23 protein-coding genes and 1 pseudogene are annotated in these 21,665 nt (G+C 72.4%); 8 read left to right on the top strand and 16 right to left on the bottom strand.

Going from position 1 to position 21,665, the window contains the following annotated elements; all coding sequences use genetic code 11:
* Nucleotides 1–3: 3 nt before the first annotated feature.
* The 3 genes from WQO_RS02385 to WQO_RS02395 all read right to left on the bottom strand — a co-directional run bounded on the left by WQO_RS02385 (nt 4) and on the right by WQO_RS02395 (nt 2,733).
* Nucleotides 4–669, bottom strand: coding sequence for a response regulator (locus WQO_RS02385; protein WP_010061820.1), 666 nt, complete (start codon nt 667–669; stop codon nt 4–6).
* Entirely contained in the window at nt 666–1,901 is a 1,236-nt protein-coding gene (locus tag WQO_RS02390) for a sensor histidine kinase (RefSeq protein ID WP_058954196.1), read from the bottom strand. Before WQO_RS02390 ends, WQO_RS02385 begins: the two co-directional genes overlap by 4 nt.
* Before the next feature lie 124 nt (nt 1,902–2,025).
* Complete coding sequence (locus WQO_RS02395) at nt 2,026–2,733, bottom strand: TetR/AcrR family transcriptional regulator (protein WP_029182403.1); 708 nt, start codon at nt 2,731–2,733, stop codon at nt 2,026–2,028.
* A 127-nt stretch (nt 2,734–2,860) separates the two neighbouring features.
* Here WQO_RS02395 and WQO_RS02400 point away from each other — a divergent pair, with 127 nt between their 5' ends.
* Nucleotides 2,861–3,316, top strand: coding sequence for a nitroreductase family deazaflavin-dependent oxidoreductase (locus tag WQO_RS02400; RefSeq protein ID WP_010061824.1), 456 nt, complete (start codon nt 2,861–2,863; stop codon nt 3,314–3,316).
* 54 nt (nt 3,317–3,370) lie between these two features.
* On the opposite strand, the gene WQO_RS02405 is transcribed toward WQO_RS02400, so the two are convergent.
* Nucleotides 3,371–4,585 carry a geranylgeranyl reductase family protein gene (locus WQO_RS02405; RefSeq protein WP_029182404.1) on the bottom strand — a complete coding sequence of 405 codons (1,215 nt, stop codon included), beginning with the start codon at nt 4,583–4,585 and terminating at the stop codon, nt 3,371–3,373.
* 195 nt (nt 4,586–4,780) lie between these two features.
* Here WQO_RS02405 and WQO_RS02410 point away from each other — a divergent pair, with 195 nt between their 5' ends.
* Nucleotides 4,781–6,145: a dipeptidase gene (locus tag WQO_RS02410; RefSeq protein ID WP_010061826.1), complete on the top strand. Its 1,365-nt coding sequence runs from the start codon at nt 4,781–4,783 to the stop codon at nt 6,143–6,145.
* 79 nt (nt 6,146–6,224) lie between these two features.
* Nucleotides 6,225–6,941, top strand: a pseudogene (locus WQO_RS02415) (MBL fold metallo-hydrolase); the annotation flags it as partial.
* Between the two features lie 91 nt (nt 6,942–7,032).
* On the opposite strand, the gene WQO_RS02420 reads toward WQO_RS02415, so the two are convergent.
* Nucleotides 7,033–8,070, bottom strand: a complete 1,038-nt coding sequence (locus tag WQO_RS02420) for an NUDIX hydrolase (RefSeq protein WP_010061828.1) — start codon at nt 8,068–8,070, stop codon at nt 7,033–7,035.
* Nucleotides 8,071–8,304: 234 nt separating this feature from the next.
* Here WQO_RS02420 and WQO_RS02425 point away from each other — a divergent pair, with 234 nt between their 5' ends.
* Nucleotides 8,305–8,487, top strand: coding sequence for a hypothetical protein (locus tag WQO_RS02425; protein WP_010061829.1), 183 nt, complete (start codon nt 8,305–8,307; stop codon nt 8,485–8,487).
* 233 nt (nt 8,488–8,720) lie between these two features.
* On the opposite strand, the gene WQO_RS02430 is transcribed toward WQO_RS02425, so the two are convergent.
* The gene (locus tag WQO_RS02430) at nt 8,721–9,650 is read right to left on the bottom strand and encodes an ROK family protein (RefSeq protein ID WP_010061830.1); all 930 of its coding nucleotides are present in this window, start codon (nt 9,648–9,650) and stop codon (nt 8,721–8,723) included.
* A gap of 207 nt (nt 9,651–9,857) precedes the next feature.
* On the opposite strand from WQO_RS02430, the gene WQO_RS02435 reads away from it, so the two are divergent.
* Nucleotides 9,858–10,886, top strand: coding sequence for a LacI family DNA-binding transcriptional regulator (locus WQO_RS02435; protein ID WP_010061831.1), 1,029 nt, complete (start codon nt 9,858–9,860; stop codon nt 10,884–10,886).
* Nucleotides 10,887–11,003: 117 nt separating this feature from the next.
* On the opposite strand, the gene WQO_RS02440 is transcribed toward WQO_RS02435, so the two are convergent.
* On the bottom strand, nt 11,004–11,837 hold the full coding sequence (locus WQO_RS02440) for an alpha/beta fold hydrolase (protein WP_010061833.1): 834 nt from the start codon (nt 11,835–11,837) through the stop codon (nt 11,004–11,006).
* Between the two features lie 93 nt (nt 11,838–11,930).
* Here WQO_RS02440 and WQO_RS02445 point away from each other — a divergent pair, with 93 nt between their 5' ends.
* A complete protein-coding gene (locus WQO_RS02445; protein ID WP_010061834.1) occupies nt 11,931–12,479 on the top strand; it encodes a CGNR zinc finger domain-containing protein in 549 nt (182 codons plus the stop codon).
* Between the two features lie 237 nt (nt 12,480–12,716).
* Nucleotides 12,717–13,583, top strand: a complete 867-nt coding sequence (locus tag WQO_RS02450; protein ID WP_010061835.1) for an SMP-30/gluconolactonase/LRE family protein — start codon at nt 12,717–12,719, stop codon at nt 13,581–13,583.
* A 13-nt stretch (nt 13,584–13,596) separates the two neighbouring features.
* On the opposite strand, the gene WQO_RS02455 is transcribed toward WQO_RS02450, so the two are convergent.
* From WQO_RS02455 to WQO_RS02475, 6 genes are all read right to left on the bottom strand, one after another.
* Nucleotides 13,597–14,895 (bottom strand): DUF6986 family protein, encoded by a 1,299-nt coding sequence (locus tag WQO_RS02455; protein ID WP_029182405.1) that lies wholly within the window; start codon nt 14,893–14,895, stop codon nt 13,597–13,599.
* A gap of 170 nt (nt 14,896–15,065) precedes the next feature.
* Nucleotides 15,066–16,028 (bottom strand): electron transfer flavoprotein subunit alpha/FixB family protein, encoded by a 963-nt coding sequence (locus tag WQO_RS02460; RefSeq protein WP_058953850.1) that lies wholly within the window; start codon nt 16,026–16,028, stop codon nt 15,066–15,068.
* A gap of 78 nt (nt 16,029–16,106) precedes the next feature.
* Nucleotides 16,107–16,892, bottom strand: coding sequence for an electron transfer flavoprotein subunit beta/FixA family protein (locus tag WQO_RS02465; protein WP_058953851.1), 786 nt, complete (start codon nt 16,890–16,892; stop codon nt 16,107–16,109).
* Between the two features lie 196 nt (nt 16,893–17,088).
* Nucleotides 17,089–17,598 (bottom strand): flavin reductase family protein, encoded by a 510-nt coding sequence (locus tag WQO_RS02470; RefSeq protein ID WP_010062750.1) that lies wholly within the window; start codon nt 17,596–17,598, stop codon nt 17,089–17,091.
* A 43-nt stretch (nt 17,599–17,641) separates the two neighbouring features.
* Entirely contained in the window at nt 17,642–17,722 is an 81-nt protein-coding gene (locus WQO_RS37350) for a putative leader peptide (protein WP_351449023.1), read from the bottom strand.
* A gap of 72 nt (nt 17,723–17,794) precedes the next feature.
* Nucleotides 17,795–18,121, bottom strand: coding sequence for a TlpA family protein disulfide reductase (locus WQO_RS02475; RefSeq protein WP_010062749.1), 327 nt, complete (start codon nt 18,119–18,121; stop codon nt 17,795–17,797).
* A gap of 230 nt (nt 18,122–18,351) precedes the next feature.
* Between WQO_RS02475 and WQO_RS02480 the strand changes: the two genes are divergently transcribed.
* Complete coding sequence (locus tag WQO_RS02480; protein ID WP_010062748.1) at nt 18,352–19,074, top strand: lysophospholipid acyltransferase family protein; 723 nt, start codon at nt 18,352–18,354, stop codon at nt 19,072–19,074.
* Nucleotides 19,075–19,130: 56 nt separating this feature from the next.
* On the opposite strand, the gene WQO_RS02485 is transcribed toward WQO_RS02480, so the two are convergent.
* From WQO_RS02485 to WQO_RS02495, 3 genes are all read right to left on the bottom strand, one after another.
* Complete coding sequence (locus tag WQO_RS02485; RefSeq protein ID WP_010062746.1) at nt 19,131–19,730, bottom strand: transglutaminase-like domain-containing protein; 600 nt, start codon at nt 19,728–19,730, stop codon at nt 19,131–19,133.
* Between the two features lie 85 nt (nt 19,731–19,815).
* Complete coding sequence (locus WQO_RS02490) at nt 19,816–20,877, bottom strand: threonine aldolase family protein (protein ID WP_193407155.1); 1,062 nt, start codon at nt 20,875–20,877, stop codon at nt 19,816–19,818.
* Nucleotides 20,874–21,641 (bottom strand): SDR family NAD(P)-dependent oxidoreductase, encoded by a 768-nt coding sequence (locus tag WQO_RS02495; protein ID WP_010062743.1) that lies wholly within the window; start codon nt 21,639–21,641, stop codon nt 20,874–20,876. The genes WQO_RS02490 and WQO_RS02495 overlap by 4 nt, the downstream gene beginning before the upstream one ends.
* Nucleotides 21,642–21,665: the final 24 nt, after the last annotated feature.

Here is a 21,665-nt window from a genome sequence, read left to right on the forward strand (position 1 = left end):
GGCTCAGCCGAGCCAGCCGGGCCGCACCAGCCCCGATTCGTAGGCGAGGACGACGAGCTGGGCCCGGTCCCGGGCGCCGAGCTTGACCATCGTGCGGCTGACGTGGGTCTTCGCGGTGAGCGGGCTGACGACCAGTCTGCGGGCGATCTCCTCGTTCGACAGGCCGATGCCGACCAGCACCATCACCTCCCGCTCCCGCTCGGTGAGCAGGGCGAGCGAGGCGGCGGCGGTCGGCTCCTTGGAACGGGCTGCGAACTCCGCGATCAGCCGGCGCGTCACGCCCGGGGAGAGCAGCGCGTCCCCGCCGACCACCGCCCGTACCGCGCGCAGCAGTTCCTCCGGCTCGGTGTCCTTGACCAGGAAGCCCGAGGCCCCGTTGCGGAGGGCCTCGAAGACGTACTCGTCGAGTTCGAAGGTGGTGAGCATGACCACCTTCACCGCGTTCAGCTCCGGGTCGCCGGTGATCCGCCGGGTGGCGGCCAGCCCGTCGAGGCGGGGCATGCGGATGTCCATCAGCACGATGTCGGGGCGCAGTTCGCGGACGAGGCGGACGGCCTCCTCGCCGTCGGCGGCCTCCCCGGCGACCTCGATGTCGGGCTGCGCGTCCAGCAGGGCGCGGAAGCCCGCCCGTACGAGGAGCTGGTCGTCGGCGAGCGCTACGCGGATCACGTCGTCTCCTCGGGAGGCTCGGGCGGGCGGCGGTGGCGGTCCGGGCCGGTGAACGGCAGTTCCGCCAGGACCCGGAAGCCGCCGTCCGGGCGTGGGCCCGCCTCGATCGTGCCACCGAGGGCGGCGGCCCGCTCCCGCATCCCGACGAGTCCGTTGCCGCTGCCGCCCGCGTCGCCGCCGGTGGCCGGTCCCGCGTCGTCGATACGGAGACGGAGGCGCCCGGAGCCGTAGCCGACGCACACCTCGGCGGTACGGGAGCCGGAGTGGCGGACGACGTTGGTCAGGGCTTCCTGGACGATGCGGAAGGCGGCGAGTCCGGCGCCGGGCGGGACGGCGGCCGGGTCGCCCTCGCTCTCGACGGTGACGGTGAGTCCGGCGGCCGCGGCCTGTTCGACGAGTTCCGGCAGCCGGTCGAGGCCGGGGGCGGGGGAGGTCGGGGCATCGCCGGGCGTACGGAGGTTGGCGAGCACCTGGCGTACCTCGTCGAGCGCCTCCTTGCTGGCCCCCTTGATGGTGGTGAGGGCGGTGCGGGCCTGTTCCGGGTCGGAGTCGAGCAGCGCGAGCCCGACCCCGGCCTGCACGTTGATGACGGAGATGGAGTGGGCCAGCACGTCGTGGAGTTCGCGGGCCATGCGCAGCCGTTCCTCGTCGGCCCGGCGGCGCTCCGCCGCCTCGCGCTCCGCCCGGTCGGCCGCCCACTGCTCGCGGCGCACGCGCAGCAGTTCGGCGGCGGCCACGACGGCGACGACCCAGGCGGTGATGAAGCCTTGCTGCGTCCAGGGCGCGGCCCGGTCGCCGTCCGGCGGCAGCCAGCGGTAGAGCCAGTGGGAGACCAGGACGTGCCCGGCCCACAGCCCGCCCAGCGACCACCAGGCGGCCTTGCGGTGTCCGGTCACGATCGCGCTGAAGCAGCCGACGGCGACGGCGACGAACACCGGACCGTACGGATAGCCCGCCGCGAGGTAGACCAGGGTCGCCGCGCAGGTCGTGGCCACGGCGACCACGGGCCTGCGGCGGCGCAGGAGCAGCACGCCGACCGCGACGAACAGCAGCAGCCGGGCCGCCAGGTCCAGGGGCCGGCGGCCCTGGCCTTCCTCGGCGAAGCCCGTACCGACCATGACGAACACCAGGAGCACCGCCGTCGAGACCCAGGGCAGCCCGGCAGCGGTTCGCGAGCGCGTGCCGGACAGCCACGGCGGCCCGCCCCGGTGCGGCGGTTGCAGTTCGTCCATGGCGGCCACGCTAGACGGCGGGCGGGGGCGGGGGCGTCCGCCGTGCGTGGTGATCAGCCGTACTCCGTGGGGAGTATGCACCGGGAAAGCCGGCACCCGGCCCGGTCGGGCAGCGCTCGGTCCGTCAGGCCGTACCGGCGTCGCGCAGGCCCACCGAGCGGGCCAGCTCACCGGCGGTCTGCCGGAACAGCGCCTCACGTTCCTCGACGACCCGGTTGAACTGGCCGAACAGCTCGAAGGAGATCAGGCCGAACAGCTGCGCCCAGGCGGCGACGAGAGCCGCCACGGACTCGGGCGGGACGCCCTCGGCGAAGTCGGCGGCCATCCGCTCGGCGTCGGCGCGCAGCCCGTCCGCGAGCGGCGGCAGAGTGAGGTCGCCGGCCCGGTACGCGCCGCGCACGATGTCGATGAGGACCAGGCCCACGCGCGCCGCGGGCCCCACCGTGTCCATCGGGGCGATGTAGCCGGGGACGGGCGAGCCGTAGATCAGGGCGTACTCATGGGGGTGGGCGAGCGCCCACTCCCGTACGGCACAGGAGACGGCGACCCAGCGCTCGGCGGGCGGCACCTCCCCCGCCGCCTGTTCCGCCACCGCTCGCTCCGCGGCCGCGCCGATCGCGTCGAACGCGTCGACGATCAGCGCGGTCAGCAGATCGTCGCGGCTGGGGAAGTAGCGGTAGAGCGCGGAGGAGACCATGCCCAGCTCGCGGGCGACGGCCCGCAGCGAGAGCTTCGGCGCGCCCTCCTCGGCGAGCTGCTTCCTGGCCTCTTCCTTGATCGCCGCGGTCACTTCGATACGGGCGCGTTCCCTGGCCCCTCGGATGGTGCTCATACGGTCAGTCTGCCATGCGAACGGAGCACTGACCATGAACGAGAGCGGTGCTCTTGCTTTGGATTGCCGTCCCGTGCACACTGATCTCAAGCGAGAGCACCGCTCTCCTCGTAGCCTGGGAGTCATCATGTCGCAGCAGCCCTACTACCTCCGGGCGAGCGCCACCGCCAACCGCTTCAACAAGGTCGTCGGCCGGCTGGCCCGGCACGGCTTCAGCCTGATGGGCTCCGCCGAGCTGTCGGTGCGCGGGCGCAAGAGCGGCCAGATGCAGCGCATCCCGGTCAACACCCACACGTTCGAGGGCGAGCGGTACCTGGTCTCGGCGCGCGGCCACTCGCAGTGGGTGCGCAACATGCGCGTGGCGGGCGGCGGGGAGCTGCGGCTGGGACGCAAGGTCAGCCGCTTCACCGCTGTGGAGATCCCCGACGACGCGAAGAAGGCCCGGATCATCCGGGCCTATCTGGAGCGGTGGGGCTGGGAGGTCAACCAGTACTTCCAGGGGATCACGGCGAAGTCCACGGACGCCGAACTGCTGGCCGCCTCCCCGGACCACCCGGTCTTCCGTATCACCGTCGAGGCGTGACGACGCCCCCGTCGCCGTACGGGCGACGGGGGCGTGGTCGCGACGGGTGGGCCGCTAGCGGTCCATCGCGTGGAGCGCCCGCTGCGCCAGCGGATGCGTACGGACGAGCTCGGCCAGCGACGTCGTGCCCCGGGTGATTCCGGCGAACGACTTCCAGGCCGGGCGGAAACCGGTCAGCACCGCGTGCAGCAGGCCGGGCCGACGCTCGAACAGCTTGAGCATGCGGCGGCCGACGCCCATCTCCACGCCGAGGCCGGCCTTGATGGCGAAGGCGTAGTTGAGGGCCTGGCGCCGGGCGTCCACCGCGTCGTGGGCCTCGGCGATCCTGACCGCCCACTCCCCCGCGAGCCGGCCCGAGCGCAGCGCGAAGGAGATGCCCTCGCGGGTCCACGGCTCCAGCAGTCCGGCCGCGTCGCCGCAGACCACGACCCGGCCGCGGGAGAGCGGCGAGTCGTCGCTGCGGCAGCGGGTGAGATGGCCCGAGGAGATGGACGGCTCGAACCCGGCGAGGCCGAGGCGGGCGATGAAGTCCTCCAGATACCGCTTGGTGCCCGCGCCGTCGCCGCGCGCCGAGATGACGCCCACGGTGAGGGTGTCGCCCTTGGGGAAGACCCAGCCGTAGCTTCCCGGCAGGGGGCCCCAGTCGATGAGGACCCGGCCCGCCCAGTCCTCCGCGACGGTGGCCGGAACGGGGATCTCCGCCTCCAGGCCGAGGTCGACCTGATCGAGCTTCACCCCGACGTGGGCTCCTATCCGGCCCGCGCTGCCGTCCGCGCCGACGACCGCGCGCGCGAGCACGGTCTCGCCACCGGCCAGCACCACGGCGACCGTTCGCCGGTCGGGCACGGCGGGGCCGTGCTGCTCGACCCGCACCACCGAGGCACCGGTGCGCAGTTCGGCCCCGGCCTTCTGCGCCTCCTCGACCAGACCGGCGTCGAACTCGGGACGGTTGATGAGCCCGAAGAGCATGCGCCGGGAGCGGCGGGTGCGGGCCAGCTTGCCGTTGAGCGAGAAGGTGACCGCGTGGATGCGGTCCTTCAGGGGCAGTTCGAACCCGGGCGGCAGGGCGTCCCGGGAGAAGCCGATGATGCCCCCGCCGCAGGTCTTGTAGCGCGGCAGTTCCGCCTTCTCCAGCAGCAGGACTCTCCGGCCCGCCACGGCTGCCGCGTACGCCGCCGATGCCCCGGCCGGTCCGGCGCCGACCACGACGACATCCCACACCAACGACTCTTCCGGCTCACGTCCGGCGTCTGCGTTCTCGCTGCTCACGATGTGCTTCTGCTCCTGATCCGACCAGTGGCCCCAAGCTGCTCACGGCATCCTACGGCGCGCTTCGGGCCGGCCCTCCTGTGGGAGGATCGGCCATGATTTCGTCGTACATGCGTCGTCACAAGCACGGCGTCGCACACGGTCGCGTACACACCGCGCCCTACCCATAACGTCGCACCCACGAGGAGCGTGCCCATGACCGCCCGTCCGATTCCCGAGACCGTCGCCTCGCTGATGCCCCGTGCCCGGGAGGAGCTGGCCGAGCTGGTGGCGTTCCAGTCGGTGGCGGACCCGGCGGTGTTTCCCAGGAGCGAGTGCGAAGGCGCCGCCAACTGGGTCGCCGACGCGCTGCGTGCCGAGGGGTTCACGGACGTCGCTCTCCTGGACACCCCCGACGGGACGCAGTCCGTCTACGGGTACCTGCCCGGGCCGGCCGGGGCGCCGACCGTGCTGCTCTACGCCCACTACGACGTGCAGCCGCCGCTGGACGAGTCGGCGTGGATCTCCCCGCCGTTCGAGCTGACCGAGCGCGACGGGCGCTGGTACGGGCGGGGCGCGGCCGACTGCAAGGGCGGGTTCATCATGCACCTGCTCGCGCTGCGCGCCCTCAAGGCGGACGGCGGCGTCCCGGTCTCGGTGAAGGTGATCGCCGAGGGCTCCGAGGAGCAGGGCACCGGCGGTCTGGAACGGTACGCGGAGGCGCACCCGGAGCTGCTCCGCGCGGACACGATCGTCATCGGCGACACCGGCAACTTCCGGGTCGGGCTGCCGACGGTCACGGCGACGCTGCGCGGGATGACCATGCTGCGCGTGCAGCTGGACACCCTCGAAGGGAACCTGCACTCGGGGCAGTTCGGCGGCGCGGCCCCGGACGCGCTGGCCGCGATGATCCAGCTGCTGGCCTCGCTGCGCGCCGAGGACGGGACGACCACGGTCGACGGTCTGACGGGTGACGCCGACTGGGACGGCATCCAGTACCCGGAGGCGGAGTTCCGGCAGGACGCCAAGGTGCTGGACGGCGTCGGGCTGATCGGCACGGGTACGGTCGCGGACCGCATCTGGGCCCGTCCCGCCGTCACCGTCATCGGCATCGACTGCCCGGCGGTGGTCGGCGCGACCCCGTCCGTGCAGGCGAGCGCACGGGCGCAGGTCAGCCTGCGGGTGCCGCCGGGCCACGACGCGGCCGAGGCGACGAAGCTGCTCACCGCCCACCTGGAGTCGCGGGCCCCCTGGGGTGCGCGGGTGAAGGTGGAACAGGTGGGCCAGGGCCAGCCGTTCCGGGCCGACATGAGCAGCCCGGCGTACACGGCGATGGCCGAGGCGATGCGGGACGCCTACCCGGGCCAGGAGATGCAGTCCTCCGGCATGGGCGGCTCCATCCCGCTGTGCAACACCCTGGCTGGCCTCTACCCGGAGGCGGAGATCCTGCTGATCGGGCTGAGCGAGCCCGAGGCGCAGATCCACGCGGTGAACGAGAGCGTGTCGCCCGAGGAACTGGAGCGGATGTCGGTCGCCGAGGCGCTGTTCCTGCGCAACTACGCGGCGTCGAAGAAGGCCTGATTTCCTGGGAGGCGCTCCTCGGGAAGGCTTCAGCCGCACGGACCTACGCCCTCGGCGAAGTCGCCCGAGGCGTAGATCCGTGCGGCGTCCGTCCGCCGCTGCGTACGTTCGCCGCGTGGATCTCGTCCAGGTACTCCCCCAGGTGCACATGTTCCGCCTCCGGATCGGTCAGGCGTATCTCTGGCGCGACGGGGTGGACCTGACGCTGATCGACGCGGGCGACATCGCGTCGGCCGCCGCGATCGAGGACACGGTCCGGGCCCCCGGCCACGACCCGGCCCGGATCCGCCGCATCGTCATCACCCACGGGCACCGCGACCACTACGGGGCCGCGCAGGAGCTGGCGGACCGGTACGGCGCCGAGATCCTCGCCCACGCGCTGGACGCCCCGGTGATCCGGGGCGAGCGGCCCGTGCCGGAGCCGGACCTGCTGGATTGGGAACGGCCGTTGTACGCGCAGGGGTTGACGTGCCCCGAGGCCCCGCCCACCCGGGTCGACCGCGAGCTGACCGGCGGCGAGGTGCTGCCGTTCGGGGACGGTGCGCGGGTGGTCCACGCCCCCGGACACACCCCGGGCTCCATCGCGCTCCATCTGCCGCGCCACGGCGTGCTGTTCACCGGGGACGCCGTCGCTTCCGCGGAGCGGGTGATGCTCGGCGTGTTCAACGTGGACCGCGCGGGGGCGGCGGCCACGTTCCGGCGACTGGCCGCGCTCGCGCCCCGTACCGTCTGCTTCGGCCACGGCGACCCGCTCACCGAGGAAGCCGCCGCGGTGATGGAGGCGGCGGCGAACGGCGGACGAGGCCGGCCGGGTGTCCGGCGCGCACAGGGCTTCCGCGGCGACGCACGGCGGCCCGGCCGCACCCCGGCCCCCGTACGGGTGCCGCTCAGCCCACCGGCACCCCCGCCTCCAGGTTGAGCACCGTCTTCCGCTCGCGCGCCCGCAGCGCCCAGCGCAGCCGCTCGTACCGGGTGGGCGGCAGCATGCCGGCCGCCTCCTCCTCGGTGACGAAGCGCCAGCCGCGCAGCTCGGAGCCCGGCAGCAGCAGCCGGCCGGCGTCCTCGGAGCGGAGCAGGCCGCCGTCGAAGAGGAAGCGCAGCCCGCCGTAGCCGGGCGGGCGCGGCGACTCCCAGTCGACGAGCAGCAGGGTGGGCACCCGGTCGAGGCTGAGGCCGATCTCCTCGGCGACCTCACGGATCCCGGCCTGCGCGGGGGCCTCGCCCGCCTCCACGACCCCGCCGGGGAACTCCCACCCCGGCTTGTACGTGGGGTCGACGAGCAGCACCCGGTCCTGCTCGTCGAAGAGCAGCACCCCGGCGGCCACCGTCTCGCCGGTCGGCTCGGGAGTCTGCACGATGGGGCACGGTGACGCGCTCCCGGTGCGCACGGCGTCCGCGATCCGCTCGGCGGTCTCCCGGGGGGTGAGGGCGCTGTTGTCGACCATGTGCGCGTCCTGGGCGATCCAGCCGAGGGCGTCGCGGTAAGGGCCGATGTGCTCGTACGCCCACCGGCGCACCCGGTCGCTCTGTTCGTCGTCGCCGGGAAACTCCTCGCGGCCCGCGATCCGGCTGCGCAGGATCGTTTCCTCAGGTGAGAGCGCCACATGCCGGACCGGGATGCGCCGGGAGGCGAGCCCGCCGAAGATCTCGTCGCGGTACTCCTGGCGCAGCAGGGTCATCGGCACCACCAGGACCCCGGACACCTCGGCGAGCAGCGCCGCCGCCGTGTCCACCACGAGCCGCCGCCAGATCGGCAGGTCCTGGAAGTCGGTGACCTCGGCGAGCCGCTTCTGCGGCAGCAGGGCGCGCAGCCCCGCGCCGGTCACCTCCGGGTCGTACAGCGTGCTGTTCGGAATCAGATCGATCAGTTCGCCGGCGGCGCTGGTCTTGCCCGCGCCGAACGCACCGTTGATCCAGACGATCACGGTTCCCCCTCTTCCGTAGCCCCCTGTGGCTTGCCCGCAACACCCTGCCGCGGAAACCCCGCGGGAGCGACGGCGTTGGTCGGATGCGGCGTCCGGGACGAGCAAGGGCTCTCCACGATAGGGAAGCGGTTTACGGGGCAGGCGTAACCATGCCGGTCCACAGCGCCTGCGGGCCGGATTCGTTGGAGCGTCGGCATCCGGACACCCGGGGGCCGGAAGACCAGGGGGTGCGCCGTGCGGCGGACTGTTCTTGAGCACTTTCCCGCGGGAGACCCGCGCGGCAGCAGGACCGCGGAGGAGTTCGCGGCCCGGCGGCGTGGTGAGGGCCTGGCCGCGGAGGTCGTGATGGACCTGGACCAGGACGCTTTCCTGGTGATCGTGGAGCAGCAGGCGGGCAGCACGGCCCCGGCCCCCTAGGACGTGTCGGCGGAGCGCCGCTCACCGAGAGCCGTGTATACGGGCCGGGACGTGCGGCGCGGGATGCGGCCCGGCCGACGCCCGGCCTGACGAACCGGGCGTCCGCTGGAAACCCTTGCGGTCTCCGGACCGCCCGGCCGCCACCGAGTGAACGCGGTACACGGCCAAGTAACCCAGGAGGCGCCCGGCCTGACGAACCGGGCGCCTCCTGGAAGCCGTAGCGGCCCCGGCAGCTAGCGCAGGGCGATGGCCGCCGCCGCGGCCCCGACCAGGCCCGCGTCGTTGCCCATCACGGCGGGCGCCACCGTCAGCCGGCGGAGGTAGGAGAGCGTGGCGTACTCGCGCAGGCTGCGGCGCAGCGGTCCGAAGAGGACGGCGCCGGCCCCGGCCACTCCCCCGCCGACCACCGCGATGTCGAGGTCCGCCAAGGTCGCGGTGGCGGCGATGCCGGCGGCGAGCGCTTGGGCGGCACGCTCGTAGGAGGCGATGGCGACGGGGTCCCCGGCGCGGGCGGCGACGGCCACCGCGGCGGCCGTCGCGTCGCCGTCCGGGCCGGGCCGCCAGCCGTTCTCCAGGGCGCGGCGGGCGATGTTGGGGCCGCTGGCGATGCCTTCGACGCAGCCGCGCGCGCCGCAGGGGCACGGGTCGCCGTCCAGGTCGACGCTGATGTGGCCGATGTGCCCGGCGTTGCCCGAGGGGCCGGGGCGCAGGGTGCCGCCGAGGACGAGGCCGCCGCCGACGCCCGTCGACACGACGAGGCAGAGCGCGTTGTCGTAGCCCCGGGCGGCGCCGAGCCAGTGCTCGGCGGCCGTCATCGCGACCCCGTCGCCCACCAGCGCGACCGACAGCCCACCCGCCGTCTTGTGCACCCGCTCCACCAGCGGGAAGTCCCGCCAGCCGGGGACGTTGACCGGGCTGACCGTGCCGGCGGCGGCGTCCACCGGACCGGCGCTGCCGATACCGACGGAACCGGCCCTGCCCCACAGCGGCGAGGCCATCAGCTCGCCCAGCACCTCGTCCACCGCGCCCATGACCGCCTCGGCGCCCTCCCGGGCGGGCGTCGGCCGCTGCGCCCGTACGAGGAGGGATCCGTCGCCGTCCACCAGCGCTCCGGCGATCTTGGTGCCGCCGATGTCGAGCGCGGCGACGAGGTCGGTATGCATCGGTGTGGGCTCTCCGGATCGGTGAAGGGCGGGACCTGCGGGTTCCGTCCACAGTCTGCACAGTCTTCATCCTCTTGACAACGTTGTCCAGGGCCTATGCTCGACGCCACAGCCTCCGATCACCTGCGCGGCGCCTCTTCTCGGTCCCGCTCGGCCCCGGCCGGAGCACCGCACGCCCCGCACGTATCCGACGACAGGACAGCGCACGTGGACCGGACCGCCCGCCATTCCGAGACCCGCTACGGCAACCGGCCGACCATGAAGGACGTGGCGGCCCGGGCCGGAGTCGGCCTGAAGACGGTCTCCCGGGTGGTGAACAGCGAGCCCGGCGTCACGCCCGACACGGAGCGCCGTGTGCAGGAGGCGATCGACGCGCTGGGCTTCCGCCGCAACGACAGCGCGCGGGTGCTGCGCAAGGGGCGTACGGCGTCCATCGGACTGGTCCTGGAGGATCTGGCGGACCCGTTCTACGGTCCGCTGAGCCGGGCGGTGGAGGAGGTCGCCCGCGCGCACGGCGCGCTGCTGATCAACGGCTCCAGCGCCGAGGACCCGGAGCGGGAGCAGGAGTTGGTGCTGGCGCTGTGCGCCCGCCGCGTCGACGGTCTGATCGTGATCCCGGCGGGCGACGACCACCGCTACCTGGAGCCGGAGATCAAGGCGGGCATCGCCACGGTCTTCGTGGACCGCCCGGCGGGCCATGTGGACGTCGACATGGTGCTCTCCGACAGCTTCGGCGGGGCCAGGGAGGGCGTGGCGCACCTCATCGCGCACGGTCACCGCAGGATCGGGTTCATCGGTGACCAGCCGCGGATCCACACGGCCACCGAGCGTCTGCGCGGCTATCACGCCGCCATGCGGGACGCGGGCATCACCGTCGGGGACGGCTGGGTCTCCCTCGGCTCCACCGAGCCGGAGCGGGTGCGGGCCGCGGCCGAGGAGATGCTGAGCGGCCCTGAACCGGTCACCGCCCTGTTCGCGGGCAACAACCGGGTGACGGTGACGGCGGTGCGGGTGATCGCGGAGCGGGAACGGCCGGTGGCGCTGGTCGGGTTCGACGACATCGAGCTGGCCGACCTGCTCGGCATCACCGTGATCTCGCAGGACGCGGCGGCGGTCGGCAGGACCGCCGCCGAGCATCTCTTCCGCCGCCTCGACGGGGCGGAGCACGCCCCGGCGCGGGTGGAGCTGCCGACGACCCTGATCCCGCGCGGCTCGGGCGAACTGCCGCCCTCCTGAGCCGGGTCGGGCCCTGCGCGGGACTCCTGGGTCAGCAGGGCCAGGAGCCGCGCGGGCCCGGGGGCGGGGCGAAGTGCCCGCCCCCCGAACAGCCCCTCGCCCCCGGGGCACCCGCCGTCAGGCCGCGGCGGCCATCGGCCGGAACTCCCGGGTGAGCAGCGCCAGGAGCCGCGCGGGCGCGTCCTCGGGCGTCGCGTGGCCCGCCCCCTCCAGCCAGTGCAGCTCGGAGTGCGGGATCAGCGCGTGCAGCTGCTCGGCGAAGGGCGGCGGCAGGAAGCCGTCCTCGCGCCCCCAGATGATCCGGGTCGGCACCGGTACGGACCCCAGCAGATGCTGGAACTCGTCGGTGGCCGCCTGCTCCAGCTGTCCGTACTGGCGGTAGTACGCGGCCCTGCCCTCCTCACCGCGCCACGGGTCGAGATGGGCCGCCAGCACGTCCGGCCGGTAGCCGGCGTGGCTCGCGAAGCGCAGGTGACTCTCGGCCAGCGCCTCGTGCGCGTAGACGGGCAACTGCTCGAAGAGGTGCGCGTTCTCCCGTACGAGCCTGAACAGCCCGGTCCCCCAGTCGCCGCAGCCCACCGCGTCGACCAGGGTGAGATCGGTGTACCGGGCTCCTTCCAGCAGCAGCGCCCGCAGGGCCACGGCCCCGCCGATGTCATGGGCGATCACCCTCGGGCTCTCCAGACCCCAGTGCTCCAGGAGTCCGGTGAACACCCGCGTGTGCGCGGCCAGCCCGAGATCCTGCCCCGCGCGCTGCTCCGACTGCCCGAAGCCGAGCAGGTCGAAGACGTAGACCTGGTGGTCCTGGGCGAGCGCCGGTGCGATCTCGCGCCAGATGCGCGACGAGAACGGGGTGCCGTGGATCAGGACGACCGGGTCGCCCTCCCCCAGCACGTCCCAGCGGACCGTCCCGTCCGGGGTCTGATACGTCCTGGTCAGTTTGCCGTTCATGACACTCCTCCTGATGTCGGGTGCAGAACCCTGTCCGACTTTCGACGTTACCAGAGCATGCCGATTGCCGGTAACTTTGATAAAGTGGGGATCATGCGACGGAACCCGGCACCCGCGGAACTCGAACCGGTCGAGGCGTTCTGCAACACGGCGACCCTGCTCCACGGAGAGGACGAGTTCGCCCGGCCGGGGACGGCGGGCGGATGGCTGCGGGCGCACGGGTATCCGGAAGCGGTCGCGCCGGCCGACCTGGCGGCGCTCACGGAGGCCCGGGAGACCGTGCGGGCCTTCCTCGTGGAGCGGACCTCGCCCGGGGCCCTCGACGCCCTCAACCACCTGATCCGCTCCGTGGCGGGCGCCCCGGCCGTACGCCCGGACGGCTCCCTCGCCCTGCGCCCGGCCGGCGACGGGCAGGCGGCGGGGATCGTACGGACGGTGCTCGAAGCCCTGCTGCGGGACGGCCTGACCGGGCGTCACGCGACGCGGCTCAAGGCCTGCGCGGCACCGGAATGCCGCTGGGTCTTCTACGACCGGGCGCCGTCGTCGAACGGCCTGTGGTGCGACATGGACGTGTGCGGCGCCCGGCACAAGATGCGGGCCTACCGCGCCCGCGGCGGCGCGGCCTCACGCCGGGACGGCTGAGCGGGCCTCGGGGCTGTTGGGGTGGCGGGTCGGACCGTCGGGGCGTGGTGCCGACGGATCGGCGGGGGCGGCTCCCTATCGTCGGCGGCCGACGCCCCGCCCCCGTACATCCAGAACAGGTACGCACCCATGAGCCGTCCCGCCACGACCCGGTCGATCCCATCGGTCCCGTCGGCCCCATCGACCCCTTCAGCCCCGGAGCAGGGGCGCAGACAGCCCCGTTGGCGGCTCGCCGCGATGGCCGCGGCGCTGCTGCTGTGCGCGGCGCCGGTCGCCTCCGCCGTCCCCGGGACCACCCCCGGCACGGCGGACGGGCACCCCCCGGCGCACGGCGCGGCACCTCTGTACGTCTCCGACTACAGCGACAACACCGTGCTGCGACTGCCGCCCGGCGGCGGGGCCCCGGTCATGGTCGCGGTGACCGGTCTGATCCGCCCGACCGGGATGGTGCTCGCCCCCTCGGGCGACCTGTACATCTCCGACACCGGCAACAACCGGGTCGTACGGGTGCCGGGCGACGGCGGCCCCCAGAGTGTCGTCCCGACCACCGACCTCTCCCGCCCCATCGGGCTGGCGCTGAACGCGGACGGCGACCTCTACATCGCCGACAGCTTCAACGACCGGGTGGTGAAGGTGCCCGCCGACGGCAGCGGCCAGGTCACCGTCCCCACCACCGGGCTGCTCCACCCCAACGGGCTCGCCCTGGACAAGGCGGGGAGCCTCTTCGTGGCGGACTTCGTCAACGACCGCGTGGTCAAGGTCCCCGCCGACGGCGGCCCGCAGACGACCGTGCCCACGACCGGCCTCTCCCAGCCGACCGGCCTCGTCTTCGGCCGGGGAGGGGACCTGTTCGTCTCCGACAGCGGCAACGACCGGGTGGTGCGGCTGCCGGCGGGCGGCGGACCGCAGCGGACCGTCCCGGCGGTCGGGCTCAACTCTCCGTACGGGCTGGCCTTCGACCCGGCGGGCGCGCTGTACATCGCGGACTTCGACAACGACCGGGTGGTGAAGCTGCCGGTGCGCGGCGGCCAGCGGACGGTACCGGTCGCGGGCCTGCGCACCCCGGCGGGACTGGCCATCCCCTCGGAGCCCGCAGGCTACTGAGTCCGTCTTCGGCTTACGGAGCGGTGACCGTCAGGTCGCCCCGGCGCGGGGAGGCGAAGGCGTCCAGGTCCGCGCGGGTCAGGCCGGTCAGCCGGGCGACCTCGGCGGTGTCCAGCGCGCCGCAGTCGATGCCGCGCAGCAGGTAGCCGCTGAGGGCCTTGGCGGTGGCGGGTTCGTCCATGACGTCACCGCCGGCCTTCGCCACGTAGGCGGCGAGACGGGCGGCGGCGGGCTCCAGGCCCTCGCGGTAGAAGGCGTAGACGGCCGCGTAGCGCGTCGGCAGGTGGCCGGGGTGCATGTCCCAGCCCTGGTAGTAGGCGCGGGCCAGAGCACGGCGGGTGAGGCCGTAGTGGAGCCTCCAGGCCTCGTGGACCTGGTCGGTCGGGCCGACGGGCAGGACGTTGGTGGAACCGTCGGAGACGCGTACGCCGGTGCCGGCGGCGGCGACCTGCATGACGGCCTTGGCGTGGTCGGCGGCGGGGTGGTCGCTGGCCTGGTAGGCGGCGCTGACGCCGACACAGGCGCTGTAGTCGAAGGTGCCGTAGTGCAGCCCGGTCGCGCGACCCTGCGCCGCGTCGATCATGCGGGCGACGGCGGCGGTCCCGTCGGCGGCGAGGATGGACTGGCTGGTCTCGATCTGGATTTCGAAGCCGATACGCCCGGCGTCGAGGCCGTGGGCCTTCTCGAAGGCTTCGAGGAGCTGGACGAAGGCGGTGACCTGCTCGGGGTACGTGACCTTCGGGAGGGTCAGCACGAGTCCTTCGGGGAGCCCGCCCGCCGCCATCAGGCCGGTCAGGAAGACGTCGGTGGTGCGGATGCCCCGGTCGCGGACACCGGCCTCCATGCACTTCATCCGGATGCCCATGTACGGGGCGGCGGTGCTGTTCGCGTACGCCTCGGAGACCAGGCGCGCGGCGCGGGCGGCGGCCTCGTCCTCCTCGGCGTCGGGGCGCGGGCCGTAGCCGTCCTCGAAGTCGATGCGCAGGTCCTCGACGGGCTCGCGCTCCAGCTTGGCGCGTACGCGGTCGTGGACGGGGCCCGCGAGCTCCTCGGGGATACCCAGGACGGCGGCGAAGGAGGCGGCGTCGGGGGCGTGTTCGTCGAGGGCGGCCAGCGCCTGGTCGCCCCAGGAGCGCAGGGTGCCGGGCTCGAAGACGTCACCGGGTACGTAGACGGTGTGCACGGGCTGGCGGGTGCCGGGGTCTCCTGGGTAGCGGCGGGCGAGCTCCGCGTCGACCGCCGTGAGGGAGGCGCTGATCTCCTCGCTGACCGCACCGGCGAGGCTCGTTGCCACCTTCTCCTGCTGACCCATGACCGTACCCTCCACGCTCTCGTTGTTTCCGCTTCCCGGAATCAACAATCCGTATAGTGAAGTTATAAGGCCGCTCGACCTGCGTCAATGGTCGCCCGGAACGGCACCGGGCCGCGCGGTGGGGTTCACCGTGCGGCCCGGGCGGGGTGATGCGGGGTGGTGCTGGGGGATCAGCCCTTGCGGGTGTTGATCTCCTCGGTGAGCTGGGGAACGACCGTGAAGAGGTCACCGACGACGCCGTAGTCGACGAGTTCGAAGATCGGGGCCTCGGCGTCCTTGTTGATCGCGACGATCGTCTTCGAGGTCTGCATCCCCGCCCGGTGCTGGATGGCACCGGAGATACCCGAGGCGATGTACAGCTGCGGCGAGACCGACTTACCCGTCTGCCCGACCTGCGAGGTGTGCGGGTACCAGCCCGCGTCCACCGCCGCACGCGACGCACCCACCGCAGCACCCAGCGAGTCCGCGAGGGCCTCGATCAGCGGGAAGTTCTCCGCACCGTTGACCCCACGGCCACCCGAGACGACGATCGCGGCCTCGGTCAGCTCCGGGCGCCCGGTCGACTCACGCGGCGTCCGCGAGGTCACCTTCGTGCCCGTCGCGCTCTCACCGAACGACACCGTCAGGGCTTCGACCGCACCGGCGGCGGCCGCCGCCTCGACCGGGGCCGAGTTCGGCTTGACCGTGATCACCGGAACACCCCTGGAAACCCGGGACTTGGTGGTGAACGAAGCGGCGAACACCGCCTGCGTCGCCACCGGACCCTCATCCCCGGCCTCCAGGTCGGTGGCATCGGTGATGATGCCGGAGCCGATCCGCAGCGCCAGCCTGGCGGCGATCTCCTTGCCCTCGGCCGAGGACACCACCAGCACCGCCACCGGGGACACCGCCTCGAACGCGGCCTGCAGCGCGTCCACCTTCGGTACCACCAGGTAGTCCGCGAACTCCGCGGCGTCGGAGGTCAGCACCTTCACCGCACCGTGCTCACCCAGCACACCCGCAGTCGCCTCGGCACCCGCACCCAGCGCCACGGCGACCGGGTCACCGATCCGACGCGCCAGCGTCAGCAGCTCCAGCGTGGGCTTACGGACCGCACCATCCACATGATCGACCAGAACCAGAACTTCAGCCATGACAACGCACTCCAGACGAGAAGAAGAGAAAGAGAGGCAGGAAGGGGGGCTCGCTCCGGGCCCCCCGGGCGGTGGGGCCTAGATGAACTTCCGGCCCACGAGGAACTCGGCGAGCTGCTTGCCGCCCTCACCCTCGTCCTTCACGATCGTGCCCGCCGTACGCGCCGGACGCTCGGTCGCCGAATCGACCGCCGTCCACGCACCCGCCAGACCCACCTCGTCCGCGTCCAGCTCCAGATCCTCCAGATCCAGCGACTCCACCGGCTTCTTCTTCGCCGCCATGATCCCCTTGAACGAGGGGTAACGCGCCTCACCGGACTGGTCGGTCACCGACACCACCGCCGGCAGCGACGCCTCAAGCTGCTCGGTCGCCGTGTCACCGTCACGCCGCCCGGTCACCACACCGTCGTTCACCGACACCTCGGACAGCAGCGTCACCTGCGGCACACCCAACCGCTCCGCCAGCAGCGCCGGCAGCACACCCATCACACCGTCCGTCGACGCCATCCCGCAGATCACCAGGTCATAACCGGTCTTCTCGACCGCCTTCGCCAGCACCAGCGACGTCCCCATCACATCCGTGCCGTGCAGATCGTCGTCCTCGACGTGAACCGCCTTGTCCGCACCCATCGACAACGCCTTGCGCAACGCGTCCTTGGCATCCTCCGGACCCACCGTCACCACGGTGATCTCCGCATCGTCCGCCTCGTCCGCGATCTGCAACGCCTGCTCGACCGCGTACTCGTCCAGCTCCGACAGCAGACCGTCGACATCCTCACGGTCCAGCGTCAGGTCATCGGCGAAACGCCGGTCACCGGTCGCGTCGGGCACGTACTTCACACAGACAACGATCCTCAAGCTCACGCCGGCTCTCCTACTGCATCGTCATTTCCGGGCTGCCTTGTTGCACGCAGCATAGGCGCCTTGTCGGGCCGGATCCGGTCGGGACGACCGAGGCTCCGAGGCCGATATTACTCGCCAGTACACCCAGACTGTTACCCCTGAGCAAGCGCACCGCACTGTGACCTTGCCAACGCGGCAGACCCGTGCGTGCGTGACCTCAGTCTCGCAGAGCCGTGAACCGTCCCTGGTGATATACCAGCGGGCGGCCGGCCCCTGAGGGCGAGCCTGCCACGGCCTCGGCGATGACGATGCGGTGGTCCCCCGCCGGTACGCGGGACACGACCCGGCAGACCAGCCAGGCGGAGACGTCCGCCAGCAGCGGAACACCTTCGGGGCCGCTGCTCCAGTCGGTCGACGGGCCGAAGCGGTCGGCTCCGCTGCGGGCGAAGGTCGCGGCCAGTTCCTGCTGGTGCTCGCCGAGTATGTGGACGCCGACGTACGCGGCCCCGGACAGCACGGGCCAGCTGGAGGACGACGTACCGATACCGAAGGAGATCAGCGGGGGTTCGGCGGCTACGGAGGTGAGCGAGGTGGCGGTGAAGCCGACGGGGCGCTCCCCTGCGGCCGTGATCACGGCGACGCCCGCGGCGTGGCGTCGGAAGACCGAGCGGAAGAGTTCGGGCGTGGCGGCCGTCGGGGCGTGGGCGAGATCGGGCGTTGCCGTCATGGACGTGTCCTTCTGCGGAAGTGGCGTACGGGTCCGTGGGTGCTCAGACACCCGGACAGCGCGCACTCGCGTAGCGTGCGAGGTCCACATGGACCCGGCCGTGAAGAAGGAGTTCTGGCGGCATAACGTCAGACTGACGATGCGTGGTGCGTGCAGTCAAGCGGGTTCCGGAATGTGGGAGATGCGTCACGGTCCGTCATATGGCGTGCCCCAGCGCCGCGACGACGTCGACCGTGCGGGGCTGGCCGGATGCCCGGCGGACCACCTCGCCCTCGGCGTCGAGCACCAGGACGGTCGGCGTTTTCGTGATGTCCAGCTCCCGCACCAGCGTGAGATGAGCCTCGGCGTCGATCTCGATATGGGCGACTCCGTCGACCATCCCGGCCACCTCGGTGAGCGTGCGGCGGGTGGCCCGGCACGGCTGGCAGAAGGCGCTGGAGAACTGGACGAGCGTCGCGCGTTCCCCCAACTCCGCGCCGAGCAGGTCCGCGTCGAGTCGCTGTCCGTGGGTCCTGCGGTCCACCTGGTGCCTCCTGATCAGAGCTCTTCGTAAGGGCTCAGCACCGGCCGCCGCCCCGGCATTCCCGCAGCCTGCGGGTAACGCGCACGTGACGAGAATCTCGCGGTCCGCGTCCTCCGGGACTGGCCAGCGGCTCGCGCATGGGGCACCATCGCCACAATGCCGAATACCTACGGCTGCGTAACTTCCGCCGGGAGAACCCTCCCCAGGCACTGAAGAAGGGTCTTCCCCAGATGGCAGAACTCGTCTATCGACCGGTCATCGGCGCCGCTCGCACCATGTTCAAGGCGCTCGACCTGAAGATCGACACTCAGGGTTCGGAGCACATCCCGAAGACCGGTGGCGCGGTGCTGGTCAGCAATCACATCAGCTACCTCGACTTCATCTTCACCGGCCTCGGGGCTCTTCCGCAGAAGCGGCTCGTCCGGTTCATGGCGAAGGAGTCGGTCTTCCGGCACAAGATCTCCGGTCCGCTGATGCGGGGAATGAAGCACATCCCGGTCGACCGCAAGCAGGGCGAGGACGCGTACGCGCACGCGCTGCAGTCGTTGCGTTCCGGTGAGATCGTCGGCGTCTTCCCCGAAGCCACCATCTCGCAGTCCTTCACGCTGAAGAGCTTCAAGTCGGGTGCCGCGCGCCTGGCCCAGGAGGCAGGCGTTCCGCTGATCCCGATGGCGCTCTGGGGGACGCAGCGGATCTGGACGAAGGGCAGGCCGCGCAACTTCTCCCGCAGCCACATCCCGATCACGATCCGGGTCGGCGAGCCCGTGGAGGCGCCCACCGACCAGTACGCGGGCGCCATCACCCGGCGGCTGCGGGAGCGGGTCCAGGAGCTGCTGGAGGCGGCGCAGCGGGCCTACCCGGTGCGACCGAAGGACGCGAGCGACACCTGGTGGGTGCCGGCCCATCTCGGCGGTACGGCCCCGACCCCCGCCGAGGTGCGCGAGCTCGGCTGACCGGCCCCCTGCGCCCCTTCTCCTCCCGAGCCCCCGGCAGCACGTACGCCGGGGGCTCAGAGGTGCGTGGGGAGGGTCCGCCAGAGCTCCGTGCGGTCCCGGGCATTCCTCAGTGCGTGGAGGATTTCCGGGGGCGGCGCGGCGTACACGGTCGGGTAGTCCACTTCCCCGAGGTGCTCGCGTACCGTCCACGCCAGCCGCTCCTCCTCCAGCGAGAACCGCGCGTCGATGCCCGTTTTGTCGCCCCGGGGGTCCACCCGTGCCCAGCGGTCGCATCCGGGCAGGCGGAGCGCGACCAGGCCGTGGACCACGGGGTTCGTCCCGTCGTCGTCGGCGAGGCGCTGGTAGCAGAGGCCGGCCGGGATGCCGTGGGCCCGGAGCAGTGCGGTCAGGGCGATGGACTTGGCGTAGCAGATGCCGTTGCGGGTGGCGAGGACGTCGGAGGCGCGCCAGGTGACGCGGGGATCGCCGGAGTCCGCGGAGTGCGGGACGGTGTCGCGTACGTACGCGAAGGCGGTGCGGGCGTATGTGTATGCGTCGCCGGTCTCGCGCGCCAGGTCGGCCGCCACCTCCCGCACCCGGGGGTGTTCATGGTCGATGGCGTCGTCGGCACCCAGATAGGCGGCGATGTCCGGGGACTGCTGGTTCAGCTGCATGGTCCCGGAGCGTACGAAGCGGCCGACCGGAGATCAATCGATTTCCGGTCGGCCGCATAGTCATGCAATACGCGAGAGTAGTATGCTACCGCGCCATCTCTTCCTTGAGCGCCTGGAGGAAGGCGTCGACGTCGTCCTCGCCGGTGTCGAAGGAGCACATCCAGCGGACGTCTCCGGCCGCCTCGTCCCAGAAGTAGAAGCGGAAGCGCTCCTGGAGCCGCTCGGTGACCGCGTGGGGCAGCCGGGCGAACACGGCGTTGGCCTGGACCGGGTGGAGGATCTCCACCCCGTCGATCGCCCGGACGCCCTCGGCGAGGCGCTGGGCCATGGCGTTGGCGTGCCGGGCGTTGCGCAGCCACAGGTCCTTGGCGAGCAGCGCCTCCAGCTGGACGGAGACGAAGCGCATCTTGGAGGCGAGCTGCATGGAGAGCTTGCGCAGGTGCTTCATCGCCCGGACCGCGTCCGGGTTCAGCACGACGACGGCCTCGCCGAACAGCGCGCCGTTCTTCGTGCCGCCGAAGGACAGCACGTCGACGCCGACCGTGTTGGTGAACGTCCGCATCGGCACGTCGAGGGAGGCGGCCGCGTTGGCTATCCGGGCCCCGTCGAGGTGCACCTTCATGCCGCGCTCGTGGGCGTGGTCGCAGATGGCGCGGATCTCGTCGGGGGTGTAGACGGTGCCCAGCTCGGTGTTCTGGGTGATCGAGACGACCTGCGGCATGGCCCGGTGCTCGTCGTCCCAGCCGTACGCCTGCCGGTCGATGAGCTCGGGGGTGAGCTTGCCGTCCGGGGTGGGCACGGTGAGGAGCTTCAGCCCGCCCATCCGCTCGGGCGCGGCGCCCTCGTCCACGTTGATGTGCGCGGACTCGGCGCAGATGACCGCTCCCCAGCGGTCGGTGAGCGCCTGGAGGGCGACCACGTTGGCTCCGGTGCCGTTGAAGACCGGGAAGGCCTCGGCGGTAGGGCCGAAGTGGCTGTGCATGACGCGCTGGAGATGGCCCGTGTAGTCGTCCTCGCCGTAGGCGACCTGATGGCCGCCGTTGGCCAGCGCGATGGCCGCGAGGACCTCCGGGTGCGCTCCGGCGTAGTTGTCACTGGCGAAGCCGCGTACCTGCGGATCGTGGTGACGTCGTGCGTCGGTCCTCACGGTTGCGGGGTCAGCCACAGGCGCTTTCCGTTCACTTCGGGGGCGGGCTGGTCCCAGACGCCGGCGATGGCCTCGGCCAGCTCCGTGACGTCGGTGAAGCCCGCGAACTTCGCATTCGGGCGCTCGGCGCGCATCGCGTCGTTCACCAGTGCCTTGACCACCAGGATCGCAGCAGCGGTGCGCGGCCCGTCGTCGCCCCCCGCCTTGCGGAAGGCGTCGCCCAGCGCGAGGGTCCATGCCTCGGCCGCGGCCTTGGCGGCGGAGTAGGCGGCGTTGCCCGCGGTGGGGTTGCTGGCTCCGGCGGCGCTGATCAGGAGGTAGCGGCCCTTGTCGCTGCGCTCCAGGGCCTCCTGGAAGGCCAGCGTGGTCGACTGGACGGTGCGGATGAGCAGCTTCTCCAGGGCGTCCCAGTCGGACAGGACGGTCTCCTGGAACGACTTGCTGCCGCGCCAGCCGCCGACGAGGTGGACCAGGCCGTCGATGCGGCCGAACTCCGCCTCGGTGCGCTTGGCCCAGTCGCGGGTGGCGTCGAGGTCGAGCAGATCGACGGTCTCACCGGTGACGGTCGCGCCCCCGTGGGCGTACCGGGCGGCGTCCACCGCCTCGGCGAGCCGCTCCGGGTTGGCGTCGCAGCCGACCACCGTGGCGCCCGCCTCGGCGAGGCGCAGCAGGGTCGCGCGGCCCGCGGGTCCCGCCGCTCCGGCGACCGCGACCACGGCTCCTTCGAGCGCACCCGTCCCCTCGCCCGTGCCGTTTCCGTTCATGGCCACCGCCTCCTCGGGAGAATG

The organism is Streptomyces globisporus C-1027, assembly GCF_000261345.2.
In the GTDB taxonomy this organism is placed as follows: Bacteria; Actinomycetota; Actinomycetes; order Streptomycetales; family Streptomycetaceae; genus Streptomyces; species Streptomyces pakalii.